Annotated in this window: 23 protein-coding genes; 12 read left to right on the top strand and 11 right to left on the bottom strand. The window is 67.5% G+C overall.

Annotation, left to right across the window (positions count from 1 at the left end; translation table 11 throughout):
* Window positions 1–74: 74 nt before the first annotated feature.
* The 6 genes from IP78_RS00625 (at window position 75) to IP78_RS00605 (ending at window position 3,579) form a co-directional block, all read left to right on the top strand.
* Window positions 75–1,334: a YihY/virulence factor BrkB family protein gene (locus IP78_RS00625; RefSeq protein WP_054109775.1), complete on the top strand. Its 1,260-nt coding sequence runs from the start codon at window positions 75–77 to the stop codon at window positions 1,332–1,334.
* 4 nt (window positions 1,335–1,338) lie between these two features.
* Window positions 1,339–1,581 (top strand): hypothetical protein, encoded by a 243-nt coding sequence (locus IP78_RS00620; protein ID WP_054109774.1) that lies wholly within the window; start codon window positions 1,339–1,341, stop codon window positions 1,579–1,581.
* Between the two features lie 171 nt (window positions 1,582–1,752).
* Window positions 1,753–1,965, top strand: a complete 213-nt coding sequence (locus tag IP78_RS00615; protein ID WP_029417510.1) for a cold-shock protein — start codon at window positions 1,753–1,755, stop codon at window positions 1,963–1,965.
* Between the two features lie 140 nt (window positions 1,966–2,105).
* On the top strand, window positions 2,106–2,825 hold the full coding sequence (locus IP78_RS00610; protein WP_054109803.1) for a heme ABC transporter permease: 720 nt from the start codon (window positions 2,106–2,108) through the stop codon (window positions 2,823–2,825).
* On the top strand, window positions 2,825–2,980 hold the full coding sequence (gene ccmD / locus IP78_RS14890; protein WP_082384768.1) for a heme exporter protein CcmD: 156 nt from the start codon (window positions 2,825–2,827) through the stop codon (window positions 2,978–2,980). The genes IP78_RS00610 and ccmD overlap by 1 nt, the downstream gene beginning before the upstream one ends.
* Window positions 2,977–3,579 (top strand): DsbE family thiol:disulfide interchange protein, encoded by a 603-nt coding sequence (locus IP78_RS00605; protein WP_054109773.1) that lies wholly within the window; start codon window positions 2,977–2,979, stop codon window positions 3,577–3,579. Before ccmD ends, IP78_RS00605 begins: the two co-directional genes overlap by 4 nt.
* A gap of 258 nt (window positions 3,580–3,837) precedes the next feature.
* Here the strand turns inward: IP78_RS00605 and IP78_RS00600 are convergent, their stop codons facing one another.
* The 3 genes from IP78_RS00600 to ftsY form a co-directional block, all read right to left on the bottom strand.
* Entirely contained in the window at window positions 3,838–4,437 is a 600-nt protein-coding gene (locus IP78_RS00600) for a MarR family winged helix-turn-helix transcriptional regulator (RefSeq protein WP_054109802.1), read from the bottom strand.
* Window positions 4,438–4,515: 78 nt separating this feature from the next.
* The gene (locus IP78_RS00595; protein ID WP_054109772.1) at window positions 4,516–5,202 is read right to left on the bottom strand and encodes an inner membrane-spanning protein YciB; all 687 of its coding nucleotides are present in this window, start codon (window positions 5,200–5,202) and stop codon (window positions 4,516–4,518) included.
* Between the two features lie 2 nt (window positions 5,203–5,204).
* Window positions 5,205–6,158, bottom strand: a complete 954-nt coding sequence (ftsY, locus tag IP78_RS00590) for a signal recognition particle-docking protein FtsY (RefSeq protein WP_054109771.1) — start codon at window positions 6,156–6,158, stop codon at window positions 5,205–5,207.
* 96 nt (window positions 6,159–6,254) lie between these two features.
* Between ftsY and IP78_RS00585 the strand changes: the two genes are divergently transcribed.
* Window positions 6,255–8,303, top strand: coding sequence for an NAD(+) synthase (locus tag IP78_RS00585; protein ID WP_054109770.1), 2,049 nt, complete (start codon window positions 6,255–6,257; stop codon window positions 8,301–8,303).
* A gap of 6 nt (window positions 8,304–8,309) precedes the next feature.
* Here the strand turns inward: IP78_RS00585 and IP78_RS00580 are convergent, their stop codons facing one another.
* Complete coding sequence (locus tag IP78_RS00580) at window positions 8,310–8,705, bottom strand: NtrZ family periplasmic regulatory protein (RefSeq protein ID WP_054109769.1); 396 nt, start codon at window positions 8,703–8,705, stop codon at window positions 8,310–8,312.
* A gap of 335 nt (window positions 8,706–9,040) precedes the next feature.
* On the opposite strand from IP78_RS00580, the gene IP78_RS00575 reads away from it, so the two are divergent.
* The 4 genes from IP78_RS00575 to holA are packed head-to-tail and all read left to right on the top strand — an operon-like array spanning window position 9,041 to window position 13,691.
* Window positions 9,041–9,493 (top strand): DUF3576 domain-containing protein, encoded by a 453-nt coding sequence (locus IP78_RS00575; RefSeq protein ID WP_054109768.1) that lies wholly within the window; start codon window positions 9,041–9,043, stop codon window positions 9,491–9,493.
* Between the two features lie 60 nt (window positions 9,494–9,553).
* Window positions 9,554–12,148 carry a leucine--tRNA ligase gene (leuS, locus tag IP78_RS00570; protein ID WP_054109767.1) on the top strand — a complete coding sequence of 865 codons (2,595 nt, stop codon included), beginning with the start codon at window positions 9,554–9,556 and terminating at the stop codon, window positions 12,146–12,148.
* Window positions 12,145–12,642 carry an LPS assembly lipoprotein LptE gene (gene lptE, locus IP78_RS00565; protein WP_054109766.1) on the top strand — a complete coding sequence of 166 codons (498 nt, stop codon included), beginning with the start codon at window positions 12,145–12,147 and terminating at the stop codon, window positions 12,640–12,642. Before leuS ends, lptE begins: the two co-directional genes overlap by 4 nt.
* Window positions 12,639–13,691 (top strand): DNA polymerase III subunit delta, encoded by a 1,053-nt coding sequence (gene holA, locus IP78_RS00560; RefSeq protein ID WP_054109765.1) that lies wholly within the window; start codon window positions 12,639–12,641, stop codon window positions 13,689–13,691. The genes lptE and holA overlap by 4 nt, the downstream gene beginning before the upstream one ends.
* Here the strand turns inward: holA and IP78_RS00555 are convergent.
* The 7 genes from IP78_RS00555 to IP78_RS00525 all read right to left on the bottom strand — a co-directional run bounded on the left by IP78_RS00555 (window position 13,688) and on the right by IP78_RS00525 (window position 19,860).
* Window positions 13,688–13,867, bottom strand: a complete 180-nt coding sequence (locus tag IP78_RS00555; RefSeq protein ID WP_054109764.1) for a hypothetical protein — start codon at window positions 13,865–13,867, stop codon at window positions 13,688–13,690. The genes holA and IP78_RS00555 overlap by 4 nt on opposite strands.
* Window positions 13,868–13,893: 26 nt before the next feature.
* Window positions 13,894–14,775 carry a ParB/RepB/Spo0J family partition protein gene (locus tag IP78_RS00550; protein WP_054109763.1) on the bottom strand — a complete coding sequence of 294 codons (882 nt, stop codon included), beginning with the start codon at window positions 14,773–14,775 and terminating at the stop codon, window positions 13,894–13,896.
* Window positions 14,776–14,796: 21 nt separating this feature from the next.
* Complete coding sequence (locus tag IP78_RS00545; protein WP_054109762.1) at window positions 14,797–15,606, bottom strand: ParA family protein; 810 nt, start codon at window positions 15,604–15,606, stop codon at window positions 14,797–14,799.
* Window positions 15,599–16,213 carry a 16S rRNA (guanine(527)-N(7))-methyltransferase RsmG gene (gene rsmG, locus IP78_RS00540; protein ID WP_054109761.1) on the bottom strand — a complete coding sequence of 205 codons (615 nt, stop codon included), beginning with the start codon at window positions 16,211–16,213 and terminating at the stop codon, window positions 15,599–15,601. Before rsmG ends, IP78_RS00545 begins: the two co-directional genes overlap by 8 nt.
* Window positions 16,213–18,069 (bottom strand): tRNA uridine-5-carboxymethylaminomethyl(34) synthesis enzyme MnmG, encoded by a 1,857-nt coding sequence (mnmG, locus tag IP78_RS00535; protein WP_082384772.1) that lies wholly within the window; start codon window positions 18,067–18,069, stop codon window positions 16,213–16,215. Before mnmG ends, rsmG begins: the two co-directional genes overlap by 1 nt.
* Window positions 18,070–18,191: 122 nt before the next feature.
* Window positions 18,192–19,490 carry a tRNA uridine-5-carboxymethylaminomethyl(34) synthesis GTPase MnmE gene (gene mnmE / locus IP78_RS00530; protein WP_054109759.1) on the bottom strand — a complete coding sequence of 433 codons (1,299 nt, stop codon included), beginning with the start codon at window positions 19,488–19,490 and terminating at the stop codon, window positions 18,192–18,194.
* A gap of 142 nt (window positions 19,491–19,632) precedes the next feature.
* Complete coding sequence (locus tag IP78_RS00525) at window positions 19,633–19,860, bottom strand: DUF6489 family protein (RefSeq protein WP_054109801.1); 228 nt, start codon at window positions 19,858–19,860, stop codon at window positions 19,633–19,635.
* A gap of 78 nt (window positions 19,861–19,938) precedes the next feature.
* Between IP78_RS00525 and IP78_RS00520 the strand changes: the two genes are divergently transcribed.
* Window positions 19,939–20,910 carry a quinone oxidoreductase gene (locus IP78_RS00520; RefSeq protein ID WP_054109800.1) on the top strand — a complete coding sequence of 324 codons (972 nt, stop codon included), beginning with the start codon at window positions 19,939–19,941 and terminating at the stop codon, window positions 20,908–20,910.
* Window positions 20,911–20,917 lie beyond the last annotated feature (7 nt).

Raw genomic sequence — 20,917 nt, 5'->3', positions numbered from 1 at the left:
GTCGCTCCGTGCCCGACCCGTCCCTTTCAGGCAAGCGAGCGGAACGCCGGACAAGCGGAGCCGTTTAGACGCCGATGTCCTCCGCCACACGACGATCCGGGCTTTCCGGCCCCTGGAAATTCATCGGCGCGGCGATCGCGGGTCTCGCCGCCGGGGCGGGGGCGGCGCATCTGGTCTACTCCAAGGGCCATCGCTACGGGCTGGAGCTGCGCGCCCCGCGCCCGGAGCCCTCGCCGCCGAAGCCGCCCACGCCCGAAGACCACGAGGCGCGCGAACCGGGCCGAGGACGCATCGCCCGGCATCCGCATGAGATCCCGCACAAGGGCTGGGTCGACATCGCCTGGCGGGTCGGCGGGTCCTATTTCGGCGACCGTGTGGGCTTCGTCGCCGGCGGGGTGACGTTCTTCATCCTGCTGTCGCTGTTTCCGACGCTCGGGGCCTTCGTCACCATCTATGGCCTGTTCGCCGATCCGGCCGACGCCTGGTCGAGGCTGGCCTTCCTCTACACGGTGCTGCCGCCCAACGTCGCGGCCTTCCTGGGACCGGAGATGGAGCGGCTGGCGGCGCGCTCCACGCCCCAGCAGGCTTTCACCCTGGCCTGGACGCTCGCCCTGTCCCTGTGGACAGCAAACGGGGGGATCAAGACGCTGTTTTACGGGCTGAACGTCGCCTACAACGAGGTCGAGCGGCGCAACATCGTCCGATACAATCTCATATGTTTCGCCTTCACTCTGAGCGGCCTCGCGGCGGTTCTGGTGACAGCGGGTCTGGTCGTCGGCGTGCCCGTGGTTCTGGGCGTGTTCGGCCTGGCCGAGGAGTGGAGCGCGCTCGCGCCCCTGCGCTGGCCAGTGCTGTTCGCCGTCTATGTCGGGGCCCTAGCCGTCATCTACCGCTTCGGGCCGTGCCGGGCGCGTGCCCGGTGGCGGTGGCTGACGTCCGGTGCCCTGTTCGCGGCGATCCTGAGCGTGCTGGTGTCCTTCGCGTTCAGCTGGTTCCTGACCACCTTCGTGCGACTGGATTCCTACGGACCCCTGGCGACGGCGATGGCCTTCCTGCTGTGGACCTGGATTTCCGTGCAGGTCATCCTGATGGGAGCCGAGCTGAACGCAGAAATCGAGCATCAGACCGCCCACGATACGACGACGGGCGAACCCCGACCTCTGGGCGAACGGGGAGCGGTCATGGCCGATACCGTGGGGCCGCGTCAGGGCAGCCCCGCCGCTTTCGCCTTCACCCTGCGCCACGCCGAAGTCCTAGCCGACCGTCTTGGGCGGCGGCGAAATCAGCCAGCTGACGGCTCTGGGTCGCAAGACGGCGGGTCTGACCCTATCTAGGTCAATGAACAACTTCCGGCTCACCACCATCGAACGCGCCTACGAACTGGCCCGCAGTGGCGCCTGCCGCACCGTCGGCGATATCAAGGCGCGGCTACAGGCCGAGGGCTACGAAGGGGTCAGGGACCGACTTTATGGAGCCTCCATGACCGGTGCGCTGCGCAAGCTATGCATCGAGAACTATATCGCGCCAGAGGGCGACGAGGACGTTCCAGCCTCCGCCAAGGATGACGAGGACGACGACTGACTCTCGGAAACGCTTGTGCCTGAGGGAAAAAGGGTCCATACGGCCGTCCGTCGATCTCTCTGCGTAACGCCCCTTCTCTCTGCGAACGCACCGAGTTTCTGGCCGATCCCATTCAGACCCGACAGGCTTCAGGCGCTTTTGCCCGCGGCCAACTTCGAACGGAGAGCTGAAATGGCGACCGGAACTGTCAAGTGGTACAACTCAACCAAGGGCTATGGCTTCATCGAGCCGAGCGACGGCGGCAAGGACGTGTTCGTTCACGTCTCGGCCGTTGAAGGCGCAGGCATGAACGGCCTGAACGAAGGTCAGACGATCTCCTACGAGGTCGAAAAAGACCGTCGCACCGGCAAGGAATCGGCCGGCCAGCTGAAGACGCCGGAATAGTCAGACCGTCCGTCCTAACGGACGATCGCAAGACGCGGGGTCGGAACGCCTGTTCCGGCCCCGTTTCCATGTCCGGCACCTGCCGCCGCGACACGCGGGCGCTTGCTCCTGCGGTGGCCCCCGCGTAGAGCGCCATGACGATGTTCGGCCTCGCCAATCCTGAGCGGTTCATGCGCTTCACAGCACCGGTGACTCCGGTGCTGTGGGCCCTGTCGGCGCTGCTGCTCGCGGTCGGAACCTGGCTCAGCTTCTCCGCGCCCGGCGATTATCAGCAGGGCGACACCGTGCGGATCATGTTCGTCCATGTGCCCGCCGCCTCTCTGGGACTCGCGGCCTATGCAGCACTGGGCGTTTCCAGCTTTTTTGCCCTGGTGTATCGCCATTCGCTGGCTGACGCCGCCGCCCGCGCCGCCGCCCTGCCGGGCGCGGCCTTCACCGCTCTGGCCCTGATCACGGGCGGCCTGTGGGGCCAGCCCATGTGGGGGACCTGGTGGGTCTGGGACGCGCGGCTGACCAGCGTGCTGGTGCTGTTCCTCTTCTACCTCGGCTACATGGCGCTGCGGTCGTCGATCGACGACGAGCAGAAGGCCGCGCGCGCCGCCGCCGTGCTGGGTCTCGTCGGTCTGATCAACCTGCCAATCGTGAAGTTTTCGGTGGACTGGTGGAACACATTGCATCAGCCGGCCTCCCTGCTGCGGGCCGGCGGGACCAGTCTGGATCCCGTCTTCCTTGCACCGCTTCTGACCATGATGGCGGCCTATGGGGCGCTGTTCGGGGCGATCTGGCTGACGACCATCCGCGCCGAGGTGGTACGCCGTCGGGTCCAGGGCATCCGCGCGCGCCGGGCTCTGGAGGCCTGATGCTCGATCTCGATATGAGCCCCTACGGTGCCTTCGTCTGGCCAGCCTGGGCGATCACCGCGATCGTGCTGGGGGCCGTCGTCGCCCGCGCGGTCGCTTCGGCCCGGCGCTGGAAGGCGGAACTGAAGCGCCTGGAAGACGAGGATGCCGCATGAGCCGGTGGCTGACGGTCATTCCTCTGGTGGTGCTGGCCGGGCTGGCGGTTCTGTTCATCGGCTGGTCACTGCAGCGCGATCCCGAGTATCGCCCCGACGCCATCGTCGGCCAGACGGTGCCCGAGACCGTCCTGCCGATCCTGCAAGGCGATGTCGCCGGCCCCCAGAACGTCGACCTGAAGACCGCCGGCGTGGGACGGCCTATGCTGGTCAATCTGTTCGCCAGCTGGTGCGCGCCCTGCCGCATCGAGCACCCTCAGCTGATGGGGCTGAAGGCACGCGGGATCGCCGTCGTCGGCGTCGCCTATAAGGATGATCCCATCGCCACCCGCGCTTTCCTGGACGAACTGGGCGATCCGTTCACGATGGTTCTGGTCGACCAGGAGGGCCGCGCAGGCCTCGATCTCGGCGTCTCCGGTGTGCCAGAGACGTTTGCCGTCGACGCAATGGGCCGCATCGTGGCCAAGGCGTCGGGGCCGCTGTTGACCCAGGCCGACATCGATCGCTTGGTCGCGGCGCTGGACGCCCCACCACGTCCCTTGCCGACCGCGCGCACGCCTGAGGGTCTCGCGGTCCAGCGCGAAGCGGCGGCGCGTTAACCCTTTCTCGACGGGGTTCGTTAACCCTGTCGGAATGAGCCCGATTCGCCCCGACCTGACGGCTGTGCCGCCCCCGCCCTCAGGGCCATCAGCGCAGGTGCGCGCCGCTCAGGCTGCTTTCTTCCGCGCTGCCTTGACCGAGGTGGCCACGATCGCGACCCCGAGAGGAAACGCCTCGGCACCGGCCCCGACGTCGCAGACCAAGACCGATGAGACACCGCGTTTGCCCCGCCCCGGTGCCCTGCTGGACATCCGGGTCTAGGCGGCGGGTTCGACGACTTTCGGCTTTTTGGTCTTGCGGGCCTTCTTGGGCTCGGCGGCCTTCTTCGCAGCCTTCTCGGCCTTCTTGGCTTCCTTCTGGGCCTTCTTCAGAGCCTTGGCCTCTGCCTTGGCCTGATCCGGCGCGGCGTCCGCCGCCGAGGCCAAATCGGACAGCAAATCGAGAAAGACGTCTCGCTTGGCCTTGGGCAGCAGCCCCATGATCCGGCGATCCGCCGCTTCGACCTTGGGCCGGGCGGCGTCCAACAGAGCCTGGCCTTCGGGTGACAGGCGCACGGCCTTGGCGCGGGCGTCCAGCGCTGAGCGTTCGCGCGTCAGCAGGCCCCTCGTCGTCATCCGCGCCACAAGATCGGCGAGCGTCGACCGGTCGATGCCGGTCGCCTTGACCAGGTCCGTCTGGGTCAGGCCCTCCTTGACCGAGACCGCCTCCATGACCGCGAACTGCCGCTGGGTCGGCCCGTCGGAACCGAGCTCCTCGGCATAGATGTCAAGCGCAAGCTGCAAGGCGCGATGCATCAGGTGGCTGGGGGATTCGGCGAGCGTTCCCGAACGCCGCGCTTGCTTGCCGGACTTGACCATCGACGCCATCCCCTTTGCCGTGTGCGGAGGGTTATCAGCCTCGCTTTACGGTTTGACGACAGACGATTCCGCGAGGGGTCAGGGCGCGGTGTCCGGTCGGGCCGGGGCGGACGGGTCGACCGGGCCGTCGCCGACCAGGTTCTTCATGATCAGAGGGACCTGCGCCAGGCCGAAGAGGGACGACGCGATCCAGAGAACGCCCCGGAAGCTGACCCAGACGTCGGCCGGATCGACGCCGGTCAGACCGAGCTTGGGCGCGCCCCAGGCGACGAGGGCCTCAGAGCGGACCGCCTCGTTCACAAGCGCCACCGCGAGGAAGAAAAAGCCATAGCGAATGGTCAGGATACGCCACGCCCGATCATTGATCGGAATAACGGTCCCGAGCAGCGCTTTCAGCGGCTGCTTGCCCAGCAAGGTCCCGCCCAGCAGCGCGACCGCGAGCGACCCGTTCAGCACCGTGACCTTCAGCTTCACGAACAGGTCGTCGTTGAAGACGAGCGTCAGAACGCCGAACACGAGCGCGAAGCCACCGACCAGCAGCGGCATCAGCGCCAGACGCTTCTCCACGAACAGCCCGACAGCCACGGCCACGGCGGCTCCGGCCACGAGCGCCCACGTCGCCTGCACCAGGGCCTCGTCGCCCGAAAGACCGCGCAGGCGCAGGATCAGGAACGCCAGGGCGAAGGCGGCGATGGCACCGAAGTCGACGACGGAGCGAATCCAGGTCGGCGGGCCTTCTCGGGGGGCGGTCTCGGATTCGGCCACGATCAGTCCTCCAGCCCGACGAGCGATCGCGAAAACGCCCTGGCGTCGAAGGGTTGCAGGTCGTCGATCCCCTCGCCCACGCCGATCAGCTTGATGGGGGCGTCCGAGGCCTGTGCCACCGGCACCAGCACCCCGCCGCGCGCCGTGCCGTCCAGCTTGGTCATGACCAGACCCGACACGAAGGCGGCGCGTCCGAAGATCTGTTCCTGGGCGAGCGCGTTGCGCCCAACCGTCGCGTCGAGCACCAGCAGGGTTTCATGCGGGGCGTCCGGATCGGTCTTCTTCAGCACCCGCACGATCTTCAGCAGCTCGTCCATCAGGGCGGTCTTGTTCTGCAGCCGCCCGGCCGTGTCGATCAGGACGACGTCGTAGCCTTCCGCCTTGGCCTTGGCGTAGGCGTCGAACGCGAGGCCGGCCGCGTCGGCGCCGTCGCGACGGCTCTCGAAATGGGCGCCGGCCCGCTCGGCCCAGATCTTCAGCTGTTCGCGGGCGGCGGCGCGGAAGGTGTCTCCGGCCACGATCATGACCTTGGCACCCCGTCTGGTCAGGTCGGCGGCGATCTTGCCCAGCGTCGTCGTCTTGCCGGAGCCGTTGACGCCTACGAACAGGACCACGAACGGCTTGATCCCGCCGTCCACGCCCTCGGGGCCAAGGGGGTCGAAACTTGCCTGACGCGGCAACAGCTCGGCGGCGACGGCCTCGGCCAGGGCCTCCTTGACCTCGCGCTCGTCCGACACCTTGCCAAAGCGGAGCTGGCGGAAGCGTTCGACGATCCGGTCGGTCGCGGCCGGGCCGAGGTCGCTTTCCAGCAGGTGCTCCTCCAGCCGGTCCAGCGCCTCTTCGCTGAGCGGCTCCTTGACGAAGGCGGAGACGACCGTCTCGGTCATCTGCTGGCTGGACCGGGCCAGTCCCGCGCTGAGGCGCTGGAACCAGCCCTTCTTGGGCGCGTCGGTCATGCGACGGCTTTAGCGGTCGCCGGGGCCAAGGTCACGGTCTATCGTGGCGCGCCGCCGACTTAGGCTCTATATGAGCAAAACTCTCAGGATCGCGACTTGGCCGAGACCCATCCCTTCTACGACAGCCGGACCCACGGTTTCGTGCGGGTCGCCGCCGCGACGCCGGTGGTCTACATCGCCGATCCGGCGGCCAATGCGCGCGAGCATCTGGACCTGATCCGCAAGGCGGGCGAAGCCGGGGTCGAGCTGCTGGTATTCCCGGAACTCAGCCTGTCGGCCTACGCCATCGACGATCTGCACCTCCAATCGGCGTTGCTCGATGCGGTGGAGGTCCAGTTGCCGACGCTGGCGAAGGCGGCGGGGGAGGCGGGTCTGGCGGCGGTGGTCGGGGCTCCAATCCGGCATGGCGACCGTCTGCTGAACTGTGCCTTGCTGCTGGCTGGCGGCGAGATCATCGGGGCCGTTCCCAAGATCTATCTGCCGAACTATCGGGAATATTACGAGAAACGCTGGTTCTCGTCAGGTGACGACATCGGTGCCGAGACGCTTCGAATCGCCGGGACCGACACCTGGATCGGGACGCGACTGCTGTTCCAGGCCGATGATCGTCCGGGCTTCGTCGTCGGGTTGGAGATCTGCGAGGACTTCTGGTCGCCCCTGCCGCCCTCGACGCGGCAGGCACTGGCGGGCGCGCGCATTCTCTGCAACTTGTCGGCTTCCAACATCGTCATCGGCAAGGCCGAGGAACGGGCCATGCTCTGCGCCAGCCAGTCGGTGCGGGGCATGGCGGCCTATGTGTTCGCCGCGTCGGGCTGGGGCGAGTCCACCACCGACCTGGCTTGGGACGGGCAGGCCACGATCCACGAATTGGGCGCGAAGCTCGCCACGGGCGAGCGGTTCTCGCTGGAGAACCACCTCACGACCGCCGATGTCGACGTCGATCGGATCGGTCTGGAGCGAATGCGCACCGGGACCTTCGCCGACTGCGCCCGCCGCGAACTGGACGACGAAGGCTTCATCCGGCTGGACTTCCGTGTGGGCGCGATGTCACCGGCGAGTCCCCTGATCCGTCCGCTCGACCGCTTTCCCTTCGTGCCGGACGATCCGGCACGGCTGGATCAGGACTGCTTCGAGGCCTTCAACATCCAGGTCCAGGGCCTGATGCGCCGGATCAAGGCCACGGACAGTGAACGGATCGTCGTCGGCGTGTCCGGCGGACTGGATTCGACGCAGGCCCTGCTGGTCGCCTGCGCCGCCTTCGACAAGCTGGGTCTGCCCCGGACGAATATTCTGGGCTTCACCATGCCAGGCTTCGCCACCTCAGAAGGCACGAAATCCAACGCCTGGGCCCTGATGACGGCGCTGGGCGTGACCGGGGCCGAAATCGACATCCGCCCGGCGGCCGAGCAGATGCTGAAGGATATCGGCCATGCTTTCGCCGATGGACAGCCGCTCCACGACATCACCTTCGAAAACGTCCAGGCGGGTCTGCGGACAGACTATCTGTTTCGCCTAGCCAACCAGAATCATGCCTTCGTGCTGGGTACCGGCGATCTGTCGGAGCTGGCGCTCGGTTGGGCCACCTATGGCGTCGGCGATCACATGAGCCACTACAACGTTAACGGCGGGGTGGCGAAGACCCTGATCCGGCACCTGATCCGCTGGGTGGCGGGTCGTGAGGATATGGCCCCGGCCGCGGACACGCTCCACGCTATCCTGGCTACGGAAATCTCGCCCGAGCTGGTGCCGTCGGTGGACGGAAAGCTGCAGTCCACCGAAGCGACCGTCGGTCCTTACGCGCTGAACGACTTCTTCCTGTTTCACATCACGCGCTTCGGCCTGACGCCGTCCAAGGTGGCCTACCTGGCGCATCAGGCCTGGGGCGACGCGAGTCGGGGGGCCTGGCCGCCCAGCGTGCCGGAGGCGGAGCGGGTCGCCTATGATCTGTCGACGATCAAGGCCTGGCTGCGGAAGTTCCTTGTCCGCTTCTTTCAGACCAGTCAATTCAAGCGATCCGCCTTGCCGAACGGACCCAAGGTCGTCACCGGCGGTTCGCTCTCGCCACGCGGCGACTGGCGAGCGCCGTCGGACGGCGCGGCGAATGTCTGGCTAGAGGAGCTGGACGCGAACATCCCGGACGCTTGAGACGGCTCAAAAGCGGAAGATGGATTCCAGTCGAACCCGGGGTTGGGCCCTGCGGTTCGTCTCTGCCGCGCGAGCCGGGTCCTGCTCGGGGGCGGCAAGCCCGGCGGCCGCGCCAACCCGAAGACTCGGGGAAAGGCGATAGTATGCACCAGCTTCCACGTCGCCCCATTCGGCCTCGCGGCCCACGGGCTGGTTCAGGTTGAAATCCAGTCCCCAACGGCCATTCTCGTTCCAGCGGAGGCTGCGACGAGGAGCAGGGGCAGGAGAGGTCCGCTGAGCGTTCGAGGCTTCAGCCAGAGTCACCGTCGGCGCACGAGACCGGCTTTGAGCGGATGCGTCATGGCTCACGCCGACGAACGCGGCGAGCCCGACAACCCCGGCGATGACGACCGACAGCCGCATATCCTACCCTTCGAGCCGACACTTTCGGCCGGTTCCTCGCATCCGATATCGACATTTCTGCCAACGGACGATGCGATTAGACATCGGTTGTCTGCCTGGTCAACGCAACCCGTGCCGTCGGCGACGGTTCCAGCGACTCTTGTTGTCGGCTGTGGCGCAAGCGTCACGGGAATGCGGCGAAGGCGTGTTCTGCCGTCAGGGGAAACCACCGTACGCCGACGCAACCGTCTTTGCCTTGTCATCGCCCCTTTTCACCGTGTTATAGAGCCTCGCTTCGCCGCGCGCGCCCTGACCGGCCCCGTCGAACGCCTCAGATCGGTTGGAGACGTGCCTCAATGAGCTTCGTTCGCGGCAAGACGGTCATTGTGGCCGCGGTCCTGATGACTTCCGGCCTGGCGCTCGCCGGCTGCGGCGGGGGACTGTTTGGCGGCAGCAATCAGGCCCAGCGTGCCGACGTTCAGACCGGCATCGGGGTGAACGGCTATCTGTGGCGGGCCACGCTCGACACGCTCAGCTTCATGCCCTTGCTGACCGCTGACCCCTGGGGTGGCGTTGTGAACTACGACTGGTACGTCAATCCCCAGACGCCGAACGAGCGGTTCAAGGCGACCGTCTTCATCCTCGACACCCGCCTGCGCGCCGACGCGCTCAACGTCACGGTCACCAAGGAAGTCCGCGACGCCTCCGGCGGGTGGACCGCCGCTCCCGTGGCCGCCCAGACCGAGGCGGACCTGGAAAACGCCATCCTGACCCGAGCACGTCAGCTGAACCTCGCCAACGCGGGCTGAACACCGCTAACTAGACCGCCTCCTTCGGTTTCTCCGCTAGGAGCCGCCTGAAGGAAACCCGTGTCCGCCTCTCCGACCCGATATGACCCCAAGACCGCTGAACCGCGCCAGCAGGCCCGCTGGGCGGACGCGAACGCCTTCGTCACCCGAGATACCGGGCGGCCAAAGTACTATGTCCTTGAAATGTTTCCCTATCCCTCGGGGAACATCCACATGGGGCACGCCCGCAACTATGTGATGGGCGACGTGGTGGCACGTCACAAGCGGGCCCAGGGGTTCGACGTGCTGCACCCCATGGGCTGGGACGCCTTCGGCATGCCCGCCGAGAACGCCGCCATGGAGCGGGGCATCCACCCCAAGGGCTGGACCTACGACAACATAGCCAACATGCGCGAGCAGCTGAAGCTGCTGGGCCTGTCGCTCGACTGGTCACGCGAGTTCGCCACCTGTGACCCGGAATACTATGGCAAGCAGCAGGCCTGGTTTCTGGAGCTGTATCGGCGCGGCCTGGTCTATCGCAAGGACGGGGTCGTCAACTGGGATCCGGTCGACAACACCGTCCTGGCCAACGAACAGGTCATCGACGGACGCGGCTGGCGCTCCGGCGCGATCGTCGAAAAGCGCAAGCTGAACCAGTGGTTCCTGCGCATCACCGACTACGCCGACGACCTGATCGAGGGTCTGTCGACGCTGGACCGCTGGCCCGAGAAGGTCCGGCTGATGCAGGAGAACTGGATCGGCAAGTCCAAGGGCGCGACCCTGTGGTGGGACATCGCCGAGGCGCCGGATTTCCTGCCCGCCTCAGCCGAAGGCGCGCCCAATCACGCCCGCGATCCGATCGAGGTCTACACCACCCGCCCCGACACCCTGTTCGGGGCCAGCTTCCTCGCCTTGTCCGCCGACCATCCCCTGACCAAGGCGATCGCCGAGCATCGGCCCGACGTCGCGGACTTCGTCAAGGCCTGCGCGCAGACCGGCACGTCGGAAGCCGACATCGAAAAGGCGGAGAAGCTGGGCGTGGATCTGGGTGTGCGGGTGCGGCATCCCTTTGATCCCAACCGGACCGTGCCGGTCTGGGCGGCGAACTTCGTGCTGTCGACCTATGGCTCCGGCGCCATCTTCGGCTGCCCGGGGCACGACCAGCGCGACCTGGACTTCGCCCGAAAGTACGGCCTGCCCGTGCTCCCCGTCGTCCGCCCCGAAGGCGCCGAGACCGTCGACATCGACACTGAGGCCTACGTCGGCCCCGGCCGCATCTTCAACTCCGGATTCCTGGATGGCCTGAGCGTCGAGGAGGCGAAGGCCGAGGCGATCCGCCGGCTGGAGGCCTCGGGCCACGGCAGGGGCGCGACCATCTATCGCCTGCGCGACTGGGGCGTGAGCCGCCAGCGTTACTGGGGCTGTCCCATCCCCATCATCCACTGCCCGTCGTGCGGCGTGGTCGAGGTCCCGGTCGACCAGCTACCGGTCGTCCTGCCCGACGACGTGACGTTCGACGTGCCCGGCAATCCGCTGGAGCGGCACCCGACGTGGAAGCACGTCCAGTGCCCGTCCTGCGGCGCGGATGCGACGCGCGAGACCGACACGCTGGACACCTTCGTCGATTCCAGCTGGTACTTCGCCCGCTTCGCCGACCCGACTGTGGCCGAGCCGATCAACAAGGCCGCCGCCGATCACTGGCTGGCGGTCGATCAGTACATCGGCGGGGTCGAGCACGCGGTGCTCCACCTGCTCTACGCCCGCTTCATCACCCGCGCCCTGTCCGACGCCGGCATGCTGTCGCTGAAGGAACCGTTCGCGGGCTTGTTCACGCAAGGGATGGTGGTCCACGAGACCTATCGCCGGGCCGACGGTGCCTGGGTCGAGCCCACCGACGTGCAGCTGACCAACGAGGGCGGCAAACGCAGCGCCCGCCAGCGTTCGACCGGCGAGACCCTGGTCATCGGCGACATCGAGAAGATGTCGAAGTCCAAGAAGAACGTCGTCGCCCCGGCCGAAATCCTGGAAAGCCACGGCGTCGATGCCGGCCGCCTGTTCGTTCTGTCCGACAGCCCGCCCGAGCGCGACGTGCAGTGGACCCCTGGCGGTGTCGAGGGGGCCAGCCGCTTCGTCCAACGCGTGTGGGCCCTTTTCGATGGCTTCGATCCGGACAGCCCCACGACGGATCAGGACGCCGCCCTGATCCGCGAGACCCACAAGGCCATCAAGGCCGTCTCGGACGGGGTCGAGGGCTTCCGCTTCAACTCCGCCATAGCAAAGCTTTATGCCTTCGTCGCCACCGTGCGCGACCACGAAGGCGCGGGCGGCACGGCGAAACGAGAGGCCCTGTCGGCCCTGGCCCGCCTGATCGCCCCCTTCACGCCCCACCTGGCCGAGGAATGCTGGAGCCGCCTGGGAGAGACCGGCATGGTGCTGGACGCGCCGTGGCCGACCTACGACCCGGCGCTCGCGGCCGATGACGCGGTCGTCCTGCCCATCCAGATCAACGGCAAGCGCCGCGCCGAAATCTCCATGCCCCGCGGCGCCGACACGGCCGCCGTCGAGGCCGAGGCGCTCGCCAATCCGGCGGTGAAGGCGTATCTGGAGGCCAACGGTCAATCCATCCGTAAGGTCATCGTCGTGCCCGACCGCATCATCAACTTGGTCGCCGCATGAGCCGGGAGCGCCCGGCGGCGCTGACTTCTGCGGTTGGACTTCTGTCCATCGCCTTGCTTCTCGCCGGGTGCGGCTTCACGCCGATGTATGCCGAGACGGCGCAGGGGTCGCCGATCCGACGGATCGCCGTGGCGACGCAGGACGATCGTCTGGGATACCGCCTGCGCGAGCAGCTGGAAGACGCGCTCGCCTGGGACCGCTCCGCCGCGCCACTCTACCGGTTGGAGACGGCGGTAGGGCAGAACCGGCGACCGCTGGGCCGCCGGATCGACGACACCGCCACCCGCTATGAGCTGACCGTCCGCGCGGCCTGGACCCTGACGCCGACCTCGGGCGGCGTGCCCATCACCGGCGTCCAGACCGTGACCACCACCTACGCGTCGGCCGACCAGCCCTACGCCTCCATCGCCGCCCAGCAGGACGGCGAGGACCGAGCCGCCGCCGAACTGGCCCGCCTGATCCGGCTCGACCTGCTGCGGGTGCTGAGCGAGTGATCCTGGCGAAGCGGCCGGAGGTCGATCGCTTCCTGTCGAAACCCGACACGGGCGTCCGCGCCGCCGTGATTCACGGCAAGGACCGCTCGGGCGTCGCTGAACGCGCCGAGACCCTGTGCAAGGCGATCACACCGGACCTCAACGACCCCTTCAACGTCACCGTCCTGACCGACAGCGACATCGAGGCTGATGAGACCCGGCTGGAGGAGGCCCTGACAGCCCTGTCCATGATCGGCGGGCGTCGCCTCGTCCGCGTCCGGCTCGGCTCGGACAAGGCCTCCATCGACAAGGCCGTAGCCGCCGCGCTCAAGACCCACGGCGAGGGCGGCTACAACCCCGATGCCATGCTCGTCGTCGAGGCCGGGGCGCTGGGCCGCGACTCCGCTCTTCGAAAGGCCGCAGAGGCCGGCAAGGCCACCGTCGGCATCGCCTGCTACGAGGACGAGGCTGGCGACATCGCCCGCATGACGCGCGAAGCATTGGCCGCCGACAAGGTCGGACTGACATCGGACGCGCTCGCCGTCTTCGTCGCCCGCCTGCCCAAGGAGCGCGGCCTGATGCGCCAGGAGATCGAGCGCCTGGCCCTCTACATCGGCCCCGGCTCTGGTCGCACTATCGACGTCGAGGAATTGGAGGCCCACCTGGGCGTGGAAGCCGATGCCTCACTGTCAGACGCCGCTCTCCAGGCCTTCGGCGGCCGGCCGGGACCGGCGCAGGGCGGATTGCGACGTGCTCTGGCGGAGGGCGAGAGCGCCGTGATGGCCGTGCGGTCGACGTCGATCCATCTGGGGAAGTTGCGCCGGATCAATGTGCTGCAAGCCTCCGGCGCAGGAGCCAAGGAGGCGGCGAAGGCGGCCGGTGTCTTCTGGAAACAGGAAGCCGAGATGCTGCGCCAAGCTCGCGCCTGGAGCCTGGACCGCCTCGACGAAGTGCAGGACAGCGTCAACACCGCCGACCTGATGACCAAGACCACCGGCATGCCCGAACACCTGATCGCCGAGCGTTTACTCCTCGAGATCGCCGTGCGCGCGCGGCGTCTGGGGCTCTAGCCTCGCTTGGAGGCCTTGCGGAAGGCGGGCTTGGCCAAGGCGGTGTTCCTGGCACTGACCGACTTCTCGGGATGCTGACCGGGCTTGAAGGCCGGGCCGCCCGACTGGGCCCCGGCTTTCTTCGCGGCAAGGACGCGTTTGAGGGCTTCAGCGGCGGTTTCGGACGGATCGGTCATGGCATCAAGCTAGCACACCTGCGCCGTCAGCCGCGCATCAATCGGCGGCACAGATCGTCCAGCTGTTCCAGATTGGCATAGGACAGTGTGAGCTCACCCTTCCCGCCCCGATCGCTCAGGACCACCTTCAGCCCGAGAGCGTCGGCGAGATCCTGCTCCAGCGCAGCCGTGTCGGGCGAGATGGTCGAAACGGTTTTTGTCCGCGGCTTGGTCTCTGCGCCCTGTGACTTGCGGGCCAGGGCCTCGGTCTGGCGGACGTTCAGTCCCTCCAGCACGATCTTCTCGGCCAAGGCGTCGGGGTCCCTTGCGGTCAGCAAAGCCCGTGCGTGTCCTGCGGAGAGCACACCATCGCTGACCAGTTCCTTGGCGCGCGGCGTCAGGTAGGTGAGGCGCAAAGTGTTCGCGACGTGGCTCCTCGACTTTCCGACGATGCCGGCGACCGCGTCCTGCGTTCGGCCAAACCGCTCCATCAGCGACGCATAGGCCTGGGCCTCTTCCAGCGGATTGAGGTCGGCCCGCTGGACGTTCTCGATGATGGCGACCTCGAGCACCTCCAGGTCGTCCATCTGGCGCACGATGATCGGGACCTCGGGCAGCCGGGCGGCTTGGGCCGCGCGCCAGCGACGTTCGCCGGCGATGATCTGCCAGACGCCGTCCTCACCCGGCTGGGCGCGAACGAGGATCGGCTGCAGAACACCTTTGTCGCGGATCGACTGGGTCAGCTCCGACAGGTCCTCGGGCCGGAAGACCTTGCGCGGCTGATCCGGATTGGGCTTCAGGCTCTCGATGGGTGCCAGTTGCACCCCGGAAGGCAGAGGTTGGCCGGGCGTGACCGGCGCGGCTTCGGTCGCAGCATCGCCCAGCAGCGCCGACAGACCGCGACCCAGACCTCTTTGACGTTCAGACAAGTCGTTGTTTCCGTTCGTTTATCAGGCAGCAAGGCGCCGACGTTCGCGCCCCACGACTTCCTTGGCCAGTCGCAGATAGGCCTGGCTGCCGGTGCATTTCAGGTCGTAGATCAGGACGGGCTTGCCAAAGGAAGGCGCCTCGGAAACCCGCACGTTCCGGGGGATCACCGCCTCATAGACCTTGTCGCCGAAGTGGGCGCGGACGTCGGCCGCGACCTGACCGGAGAGGGCGTTTCGGCGATCGAACATGGTCAGGACCAGGCCCTGGATCTCGAGACTGGGATTCAATGATTGACGGACCATCTCGATGGTCTTCATCAACTGCGTCAACCCTTCGAGAGCGAAGAACTCGCACTGCAGAGGGACCAGAACGCCGTCCGCCGCCGCCATGGCGTTGAGCGTCAGCAGGTTCAGAGACGGCGGGCAATCGATCAGGACGTAGTCATACTGGGCGCTACCGCCCTGCCCCTGCGCGGCCAAGGCGTCGCGCAGGCGATAGGAGCGCCGGTCCGCCTGGCTCAGCTCAATCTCCACGCCGGACATGTCGGCGTCGGCGGGGATGATGTCCAGACCCGGAACCGCCGTGGGTACGGCCGCGTCATCCACGGACCGGCCGTCGACGATGACATCGTAGATGGTGATGCGGCGTGTTTCACGTGGAACACCCAGACCCGTGGACGCATTGCCCTGGGGGTCCATGTCCACGATCAGCACCCGCTCGCCGATGGCGGCGAGCGCCGTGCCCAGGTTGATGGCGGTCGTGGTCTTGCCCACCCCGCCCTTTTGGTTGGAGACAGCGAGGACGCGGGCGGGACGGCTGGAACTAGCCACGGCGTTTCAGGCTCCGGACGGTGACGATGCGGCCGCGCGGATCGCTGCGCGAGACGGAGAGGTCAGCCTCCACTTGCCAGACCTTGGCCGCCTCCCGCAACTCGAGCTCGGCCTTCTCTCCCTTCAGAAACAGACCTTGTACACCGCGCTGCAGATAGGGCTGTGCATAACCCAGAAGCTTGTCCATCGGGGCGACCGCTCGCGCGGTGACAACGTCGACCTTGACTGCCTGCTGCTCGGCCCGACCCCAGATCACCGTTGCAGGAAGCGACAGCTCGTCCACAACGGTTTGCAGGAATCGGCAACGTTTCTGGAGCGAGTCGATCAGCCAGACGTGACGGTCGGGTCGGTCCTTGAGCAGGATAGCGAGCACCAGTCCGGGGAAACCTGCGCCCGCGCCGAGATCGGCCCACGTCCGCGCGCCGGGCGCGAGGTCCAGCAACTGGGCCGAGTCCCAGGCGTGGCGATTCCAGAAGTCGGGCAAGCTATCCGGGCCGACCAGGTTCATCACCGCATTGGCTTCGGTCAGACGACTAAGGAAGCTCTCAAGCTCCGCCATGCGCTCAGGCGCGGCTTGGGTCAGCCGCTGGAATTCTTCAGCCGTCATCAGGCCGCGACGGGTGAGCGTTTCACGTGGGCCAGAAGCGCCGTCAGGGCGCCCGGCGTCACGCCTTCGATCCGCGCGGCCTGTCCGAGCGTGCGGGGGCGAACGCGATCCAGCTTCTCCCGCACCTCGTTCGACAGGCTGCCGATCGCCGCATAGTCCAGATCCACGGGCAGGCTCAGCGTCTCCTCGCGCCGCAACGCCTCGGCGTCGGCGGCCTGACGATCCAGATATCCGGCATAGCCCGCGTCGATCTCGACCTGCTCGCGGATGGCGGGTGACCAGTCGCGGATGGCCGGGTGGGCAGCCTCGAACACCCTCAAGTCGACGCCCGGATAGGCCAACAGATCACGGATCGACCGCCGCTGACCGTCCGGGTTGACCGTGATCCCGAGCGCCTGAGCTTCCTTGGGCGTGAAACGGGTCTCGCGCGCCAGCGTGGTCGCGGCGGCGAGCGCCCCAGCCTTGGCTTCGAACGCGGCCCGGCGGTCGGAGCCGACCACGCCCGCCTCGGCGCCGAGCTGGGTCAACCGTTGATCGGCATTGTCGGCGCGGAGAGTCAACCGATACTCCGCCCGGCTGGTGAACATGCGGTAGGGCTCGGTCACACCGCGCGTGACCAGATCGTCGATCATCACCCCGATGTAGGCCTGATCCCGCCCCAGAACGATTTCCGGCGATCCGGCCGCGGCGCGGGCGGCATTCAGCCCGGCGATCAATCCTTGAGCGCCCGCTTCCTCATAGCCGGTCGTACCGTTGATCTGGCCGGCGAGGTAAAGCCCGGGCCGACGCTTCACCTCCAGCGTCGGAGTCAGCTCGCGCGGATCGACGTAGTCATACTCGATCGCATAGCCGAAGCGGAACACCTCGACCGCCTCCAGCCCCGGCATGGTGCGCAGGAAGGCCATCTGGGTCTCGGGCGAGACCGAGGTGGAAATCCCGTTCGGATAGACGGTCGGATCGTCCAGACCTTCGGGTTCCAGGAAGACCTGATGCGAGGTCTTGTCGGCAAAGCGCACCACCTTGTCCTCTATCGAGGGGCAGTAGCGGGGCCCCCGCCCGGTCAGCCGGCCGCCGTAGACGGCGCTCTCGCCGAGATTTTCGGCGATGATCCGATGGGTCTCTTCCGTCGTCGCGGTGATGCCGCAGGCGATCTGGGGCACGGTGATGCGGTCGGTCAGGAAGCTGAAGGGGACGGGCGTCTCGTCCGCCTCCTGCATCTCCAGCCGGTCCCAGGCGATGGTGCGGCCGTCCAGCCGCGCGGGCGTGCCGGTCTTCAGCCGCCCCATGGTCAGATCTGCGCCATACAGGTCGGCCGCGAGCCCGGTGGACGGCGCTTCACCGTGGCGGCCTGCCGGGATGCGCTCCTCGCCGCGATGGATCACGCCGTTCAAGAAGGTGCCGGTCGTCAACACGACCGCGCCGGCGCGCAGTTCGACCCCTTCGCCCGTCGCCACGCCGACGACGCGGTCGCCATCAAGGATCAGAGCCTCGGCCATTCCGGCCATGAGGGTCAGGTTCGGCGTCACCGCGAGCTCGGCCTGCATGGCCTCACGGTACAGGCGACGATCGATCTGGCTGCGCGGCCCCCGCACCGCCGCGCCCTTGGAGCGGTTAAGCATCCGGAACTGGATGCCGGACACATCGGCCAGCCGACCCATCAGGCCATCCAGGGCGTCGATCTCACGGACCAGATGGCCTTTGCCCAGGCCGCCGATGGCCGGGTTGCAGGACATTTCGCCGATGGTCTCCAGCTTCTGGGTCAGCAGCAGGGTGCGCGCGCCGAAGCGCGCCGAGGCCGCCGCGGCCTCACAGCCGGCGTGTCCGCCGCCGATGACGATGACGTCGAAGGAGATCATGGGAGGCGGGACATAGTCGAGATGGGTCGGAAACGCCACCTCGGGCCGTGTTTGTGCGCTACTGCTCGCCTCGCGGAGGCTCGCTGCTTCAGAGCGCGTGTTTCACGTGAAACAGCGCGGCGTCACTTTCCGATACAGAAGGTGGCGAACACCTCGCCGAGCACATCCTCTACGCCGATCTCGCCGGTGACTCGAGACAAGGCCTCAGCCGCCCGGCGCAGGTCGTCTCCCGCCAGCTCCGGCGCAACGATCAGATGCCCTCGCGCCGCCTCGACCGCCTGGGCGGCTTCGGATAGCCGCCGTCGATGGCGTTCGCGCGTCACCGCCGGGAAGTCCGCGCCGGACAGGTCTCGCGCCAGGCGCTCGGCGAGCGCGTCGTGCAGCGCCCCGATTCCCTGCCCGGTCACGGCGCTGACGGCGAAGCCGTCCGGCGGCGCGATGTCTCCGAGATCGGCTTTGGTCCAGACGCTCAGGTCGTCGGGTCGGACGTAGGCAGCCGCAGGACCCTGCGGGTCTCCGAGGGCGCGGACCCACAGACGCAGGTCGGCCGCCTCGGCGCGTGCCCTCGCCCGGCGGACACCCTCGGCCTCGACGGGATCGTCGCTGTCGCGCAACCCGGCGGTATCGGACAGGGTGACCGCATAGCCGCCGATGATCAGATCGGCGTCGAGCACGTCTCTCGTGGTGCCGGCGATCGGGGTCACGATGGCGGCCTCGCGCCGGACCAGGGCGTTGAACAGCGCCGATTTGCCGGCGTTGGTCTCGCCGATCAGGACGATGCGGTAGCCCTCCCTCACCCGCTGACCCCGGTCGGCGTCGGCCAGGGCGGCACGCAGGTCCGACAGCAGCTTGTCCAGAACCGGCCCGGCGGAACGGGCGAGGTTGTCGGGGACGTCCTCGTCGGGAAAGTCGATCTCCGCCTCGACCAGCGCCTGCGCCGTCAGCAGATCGCGGCGGAAGCCAGCGTAGGTCTGGGAGAGCGCCCCCTCCAGCTGACCCAGCGCCTGCGCCGCCTGGGCTGAAGTCTCGGCGTCGACCAAATCGGCGACGGCCTCGGCCTGAGCGAGGTCCATCCGGCCGTTCTGGAAGGCGCGGCGTGTGAACTCGCCGGGCTCGGCAGGCGACAGGCCAAGGTCAATCAAGGCACGTGAAACAGCCTCCACGACAGCGCGACCGCCGTGGAGGTGGAATTCGGCCGCGTTCTCGCCAGTGTAGCTGTGAGGCGAGACGAAACGCAGGAGCAGGGCCTGGTCGAGGATCATCCCGTTGTGTCGGAGCGTGCGAAGGTTGGCGAGGCGAGGCTTCAGGCCGCCCGCGCCGAGGGCTTCAAGCGCGCGGTCAGTCTCCGGGCCCGACAGGCGGATGATCGCCACCGCTCCGCGGCCGGGCGGCGTGGCGAGGGCGAAGATGGTGGTGCTCACGGCAATCCTCCCCCATTGGGTGCGGGGAACCGCGAAGCGGTGGAGGGGGCATACCGCGCACGCCGGAGGCTGGGTCGGCCCCCCTCCGCCTGCTTCGCTGCAAACAGCATCCACCTCCCCCGACGAGGGAGGACCGTCTGAATCACGGCTTCACCACCGCCTGCATCATCTGGCGGAACTGGTCCTGGGCCTGAAGGCCGAAGGCGGTCCAGGACTTCATCAGCTCCTCGGGTTGCATGGCGGTGATGTTGGCCTCCATGCGGGCCTGCATCTCGGCGACCAGGCGCTCGTTCAGCGGGGTGACGTCCGGCAGACCCAGGAAAGCACGGGCCTCCTCCGGCGTGCACTCGGCCTCGACCTTGAATTTCATCATGGCGCTCCAACCTCTCGGATCGATCTCATAGGCCGATCCGGCCCCGGAAAGGAACCCGCCATGCCCGACGCCACGATGCGCGCCGTCCGCCTCGACCGCGCCGGCGGGCTGGAGGTCCTGCAGATCGCGACGATCGCAGTCCCGCAGCCGGGGCCGGGCGAGGTCCGGGTGCGCCATCACGCCATCGGCCTGAACTTCATCGACATCTACCAAAGAGACGGTCTCTACCCCCTCACCTATCCAACCGGACTGGGGCTCGAAGCGGCGGGGGTGGTCGAGGCCGTGGGTGAGGGTGTCACCCGCTTCGCCGTCGGCGACCGCATCGCCTACGCCAATGGCCCGCCCGGTGCCTACGCCGAAGCGCACATTGTCCATCAGAACCGCGCCGTCCACCTGCCTGAAGACATCGACTTCGACACAGCGGCCGCGGCGATGCTGAAGGGCATGACGGCCGAGTATCTCGTCCGGCGCGTGTTTCACGTGAAACAGGGCGATGCGATCCTTGTCCACGCAGCCGCCGGTGGGGTCGGTCTGATTCTAAGCCAGTGGGCGCATAGCCTGGGCGCGACCGTCATCGGGACTGTGGGTTCGGAGGCCAAGGTAGAGATGGCCAGAGCCCACGGCTGCGACCACGTCATCCTCTACGACGGCGAGGACGTCACCGCCCGGGTCCGCGAGATTACTGCCGGTGAAGGGGTCGCCGTGGTCTATGATTCCGTCGGGACCGCGACGTTGGACGTCTCGCTGAACAGCCTGCGGCGACGGGGGATGTTCGTGACCTACGGCAACGCGTCGGGGCCTGTTCCGCCGCTCGAACCGCTGCGGCTGTCGCGTGCCGGCTCGCTGTTCATGACCCGGCCGACGCTGTTCGACTATGTCGCGACGCCCGAGGAGCTCGATGAGTCGGCCGAGGCGCTGTTCGCGGTCATCCGCTCGGGAGCGGTGAAGATCGAAATCGGCCAGACCTTCCCGCTCGATCAGGTCCGCCAGGCGCACGAGGCGCTGGCGGGACGCAAGACCGTGGGATCGACGCTGCTGATGCCATGAAGCCCGG

It is taken from the genome of Brevundimonas sp. AAP58 (genome assembly GCF_001295975.1).
Taxonomy (GTDB): domain Bacteria; phylum Pseudomonadota; class Alphaproteobacteria; order Caulobacterales; family Caulobacteraceae; genus Brevundimonas.
This window is presented reverse-complemented; position numbering and strand designations above follow the sequence as displayed.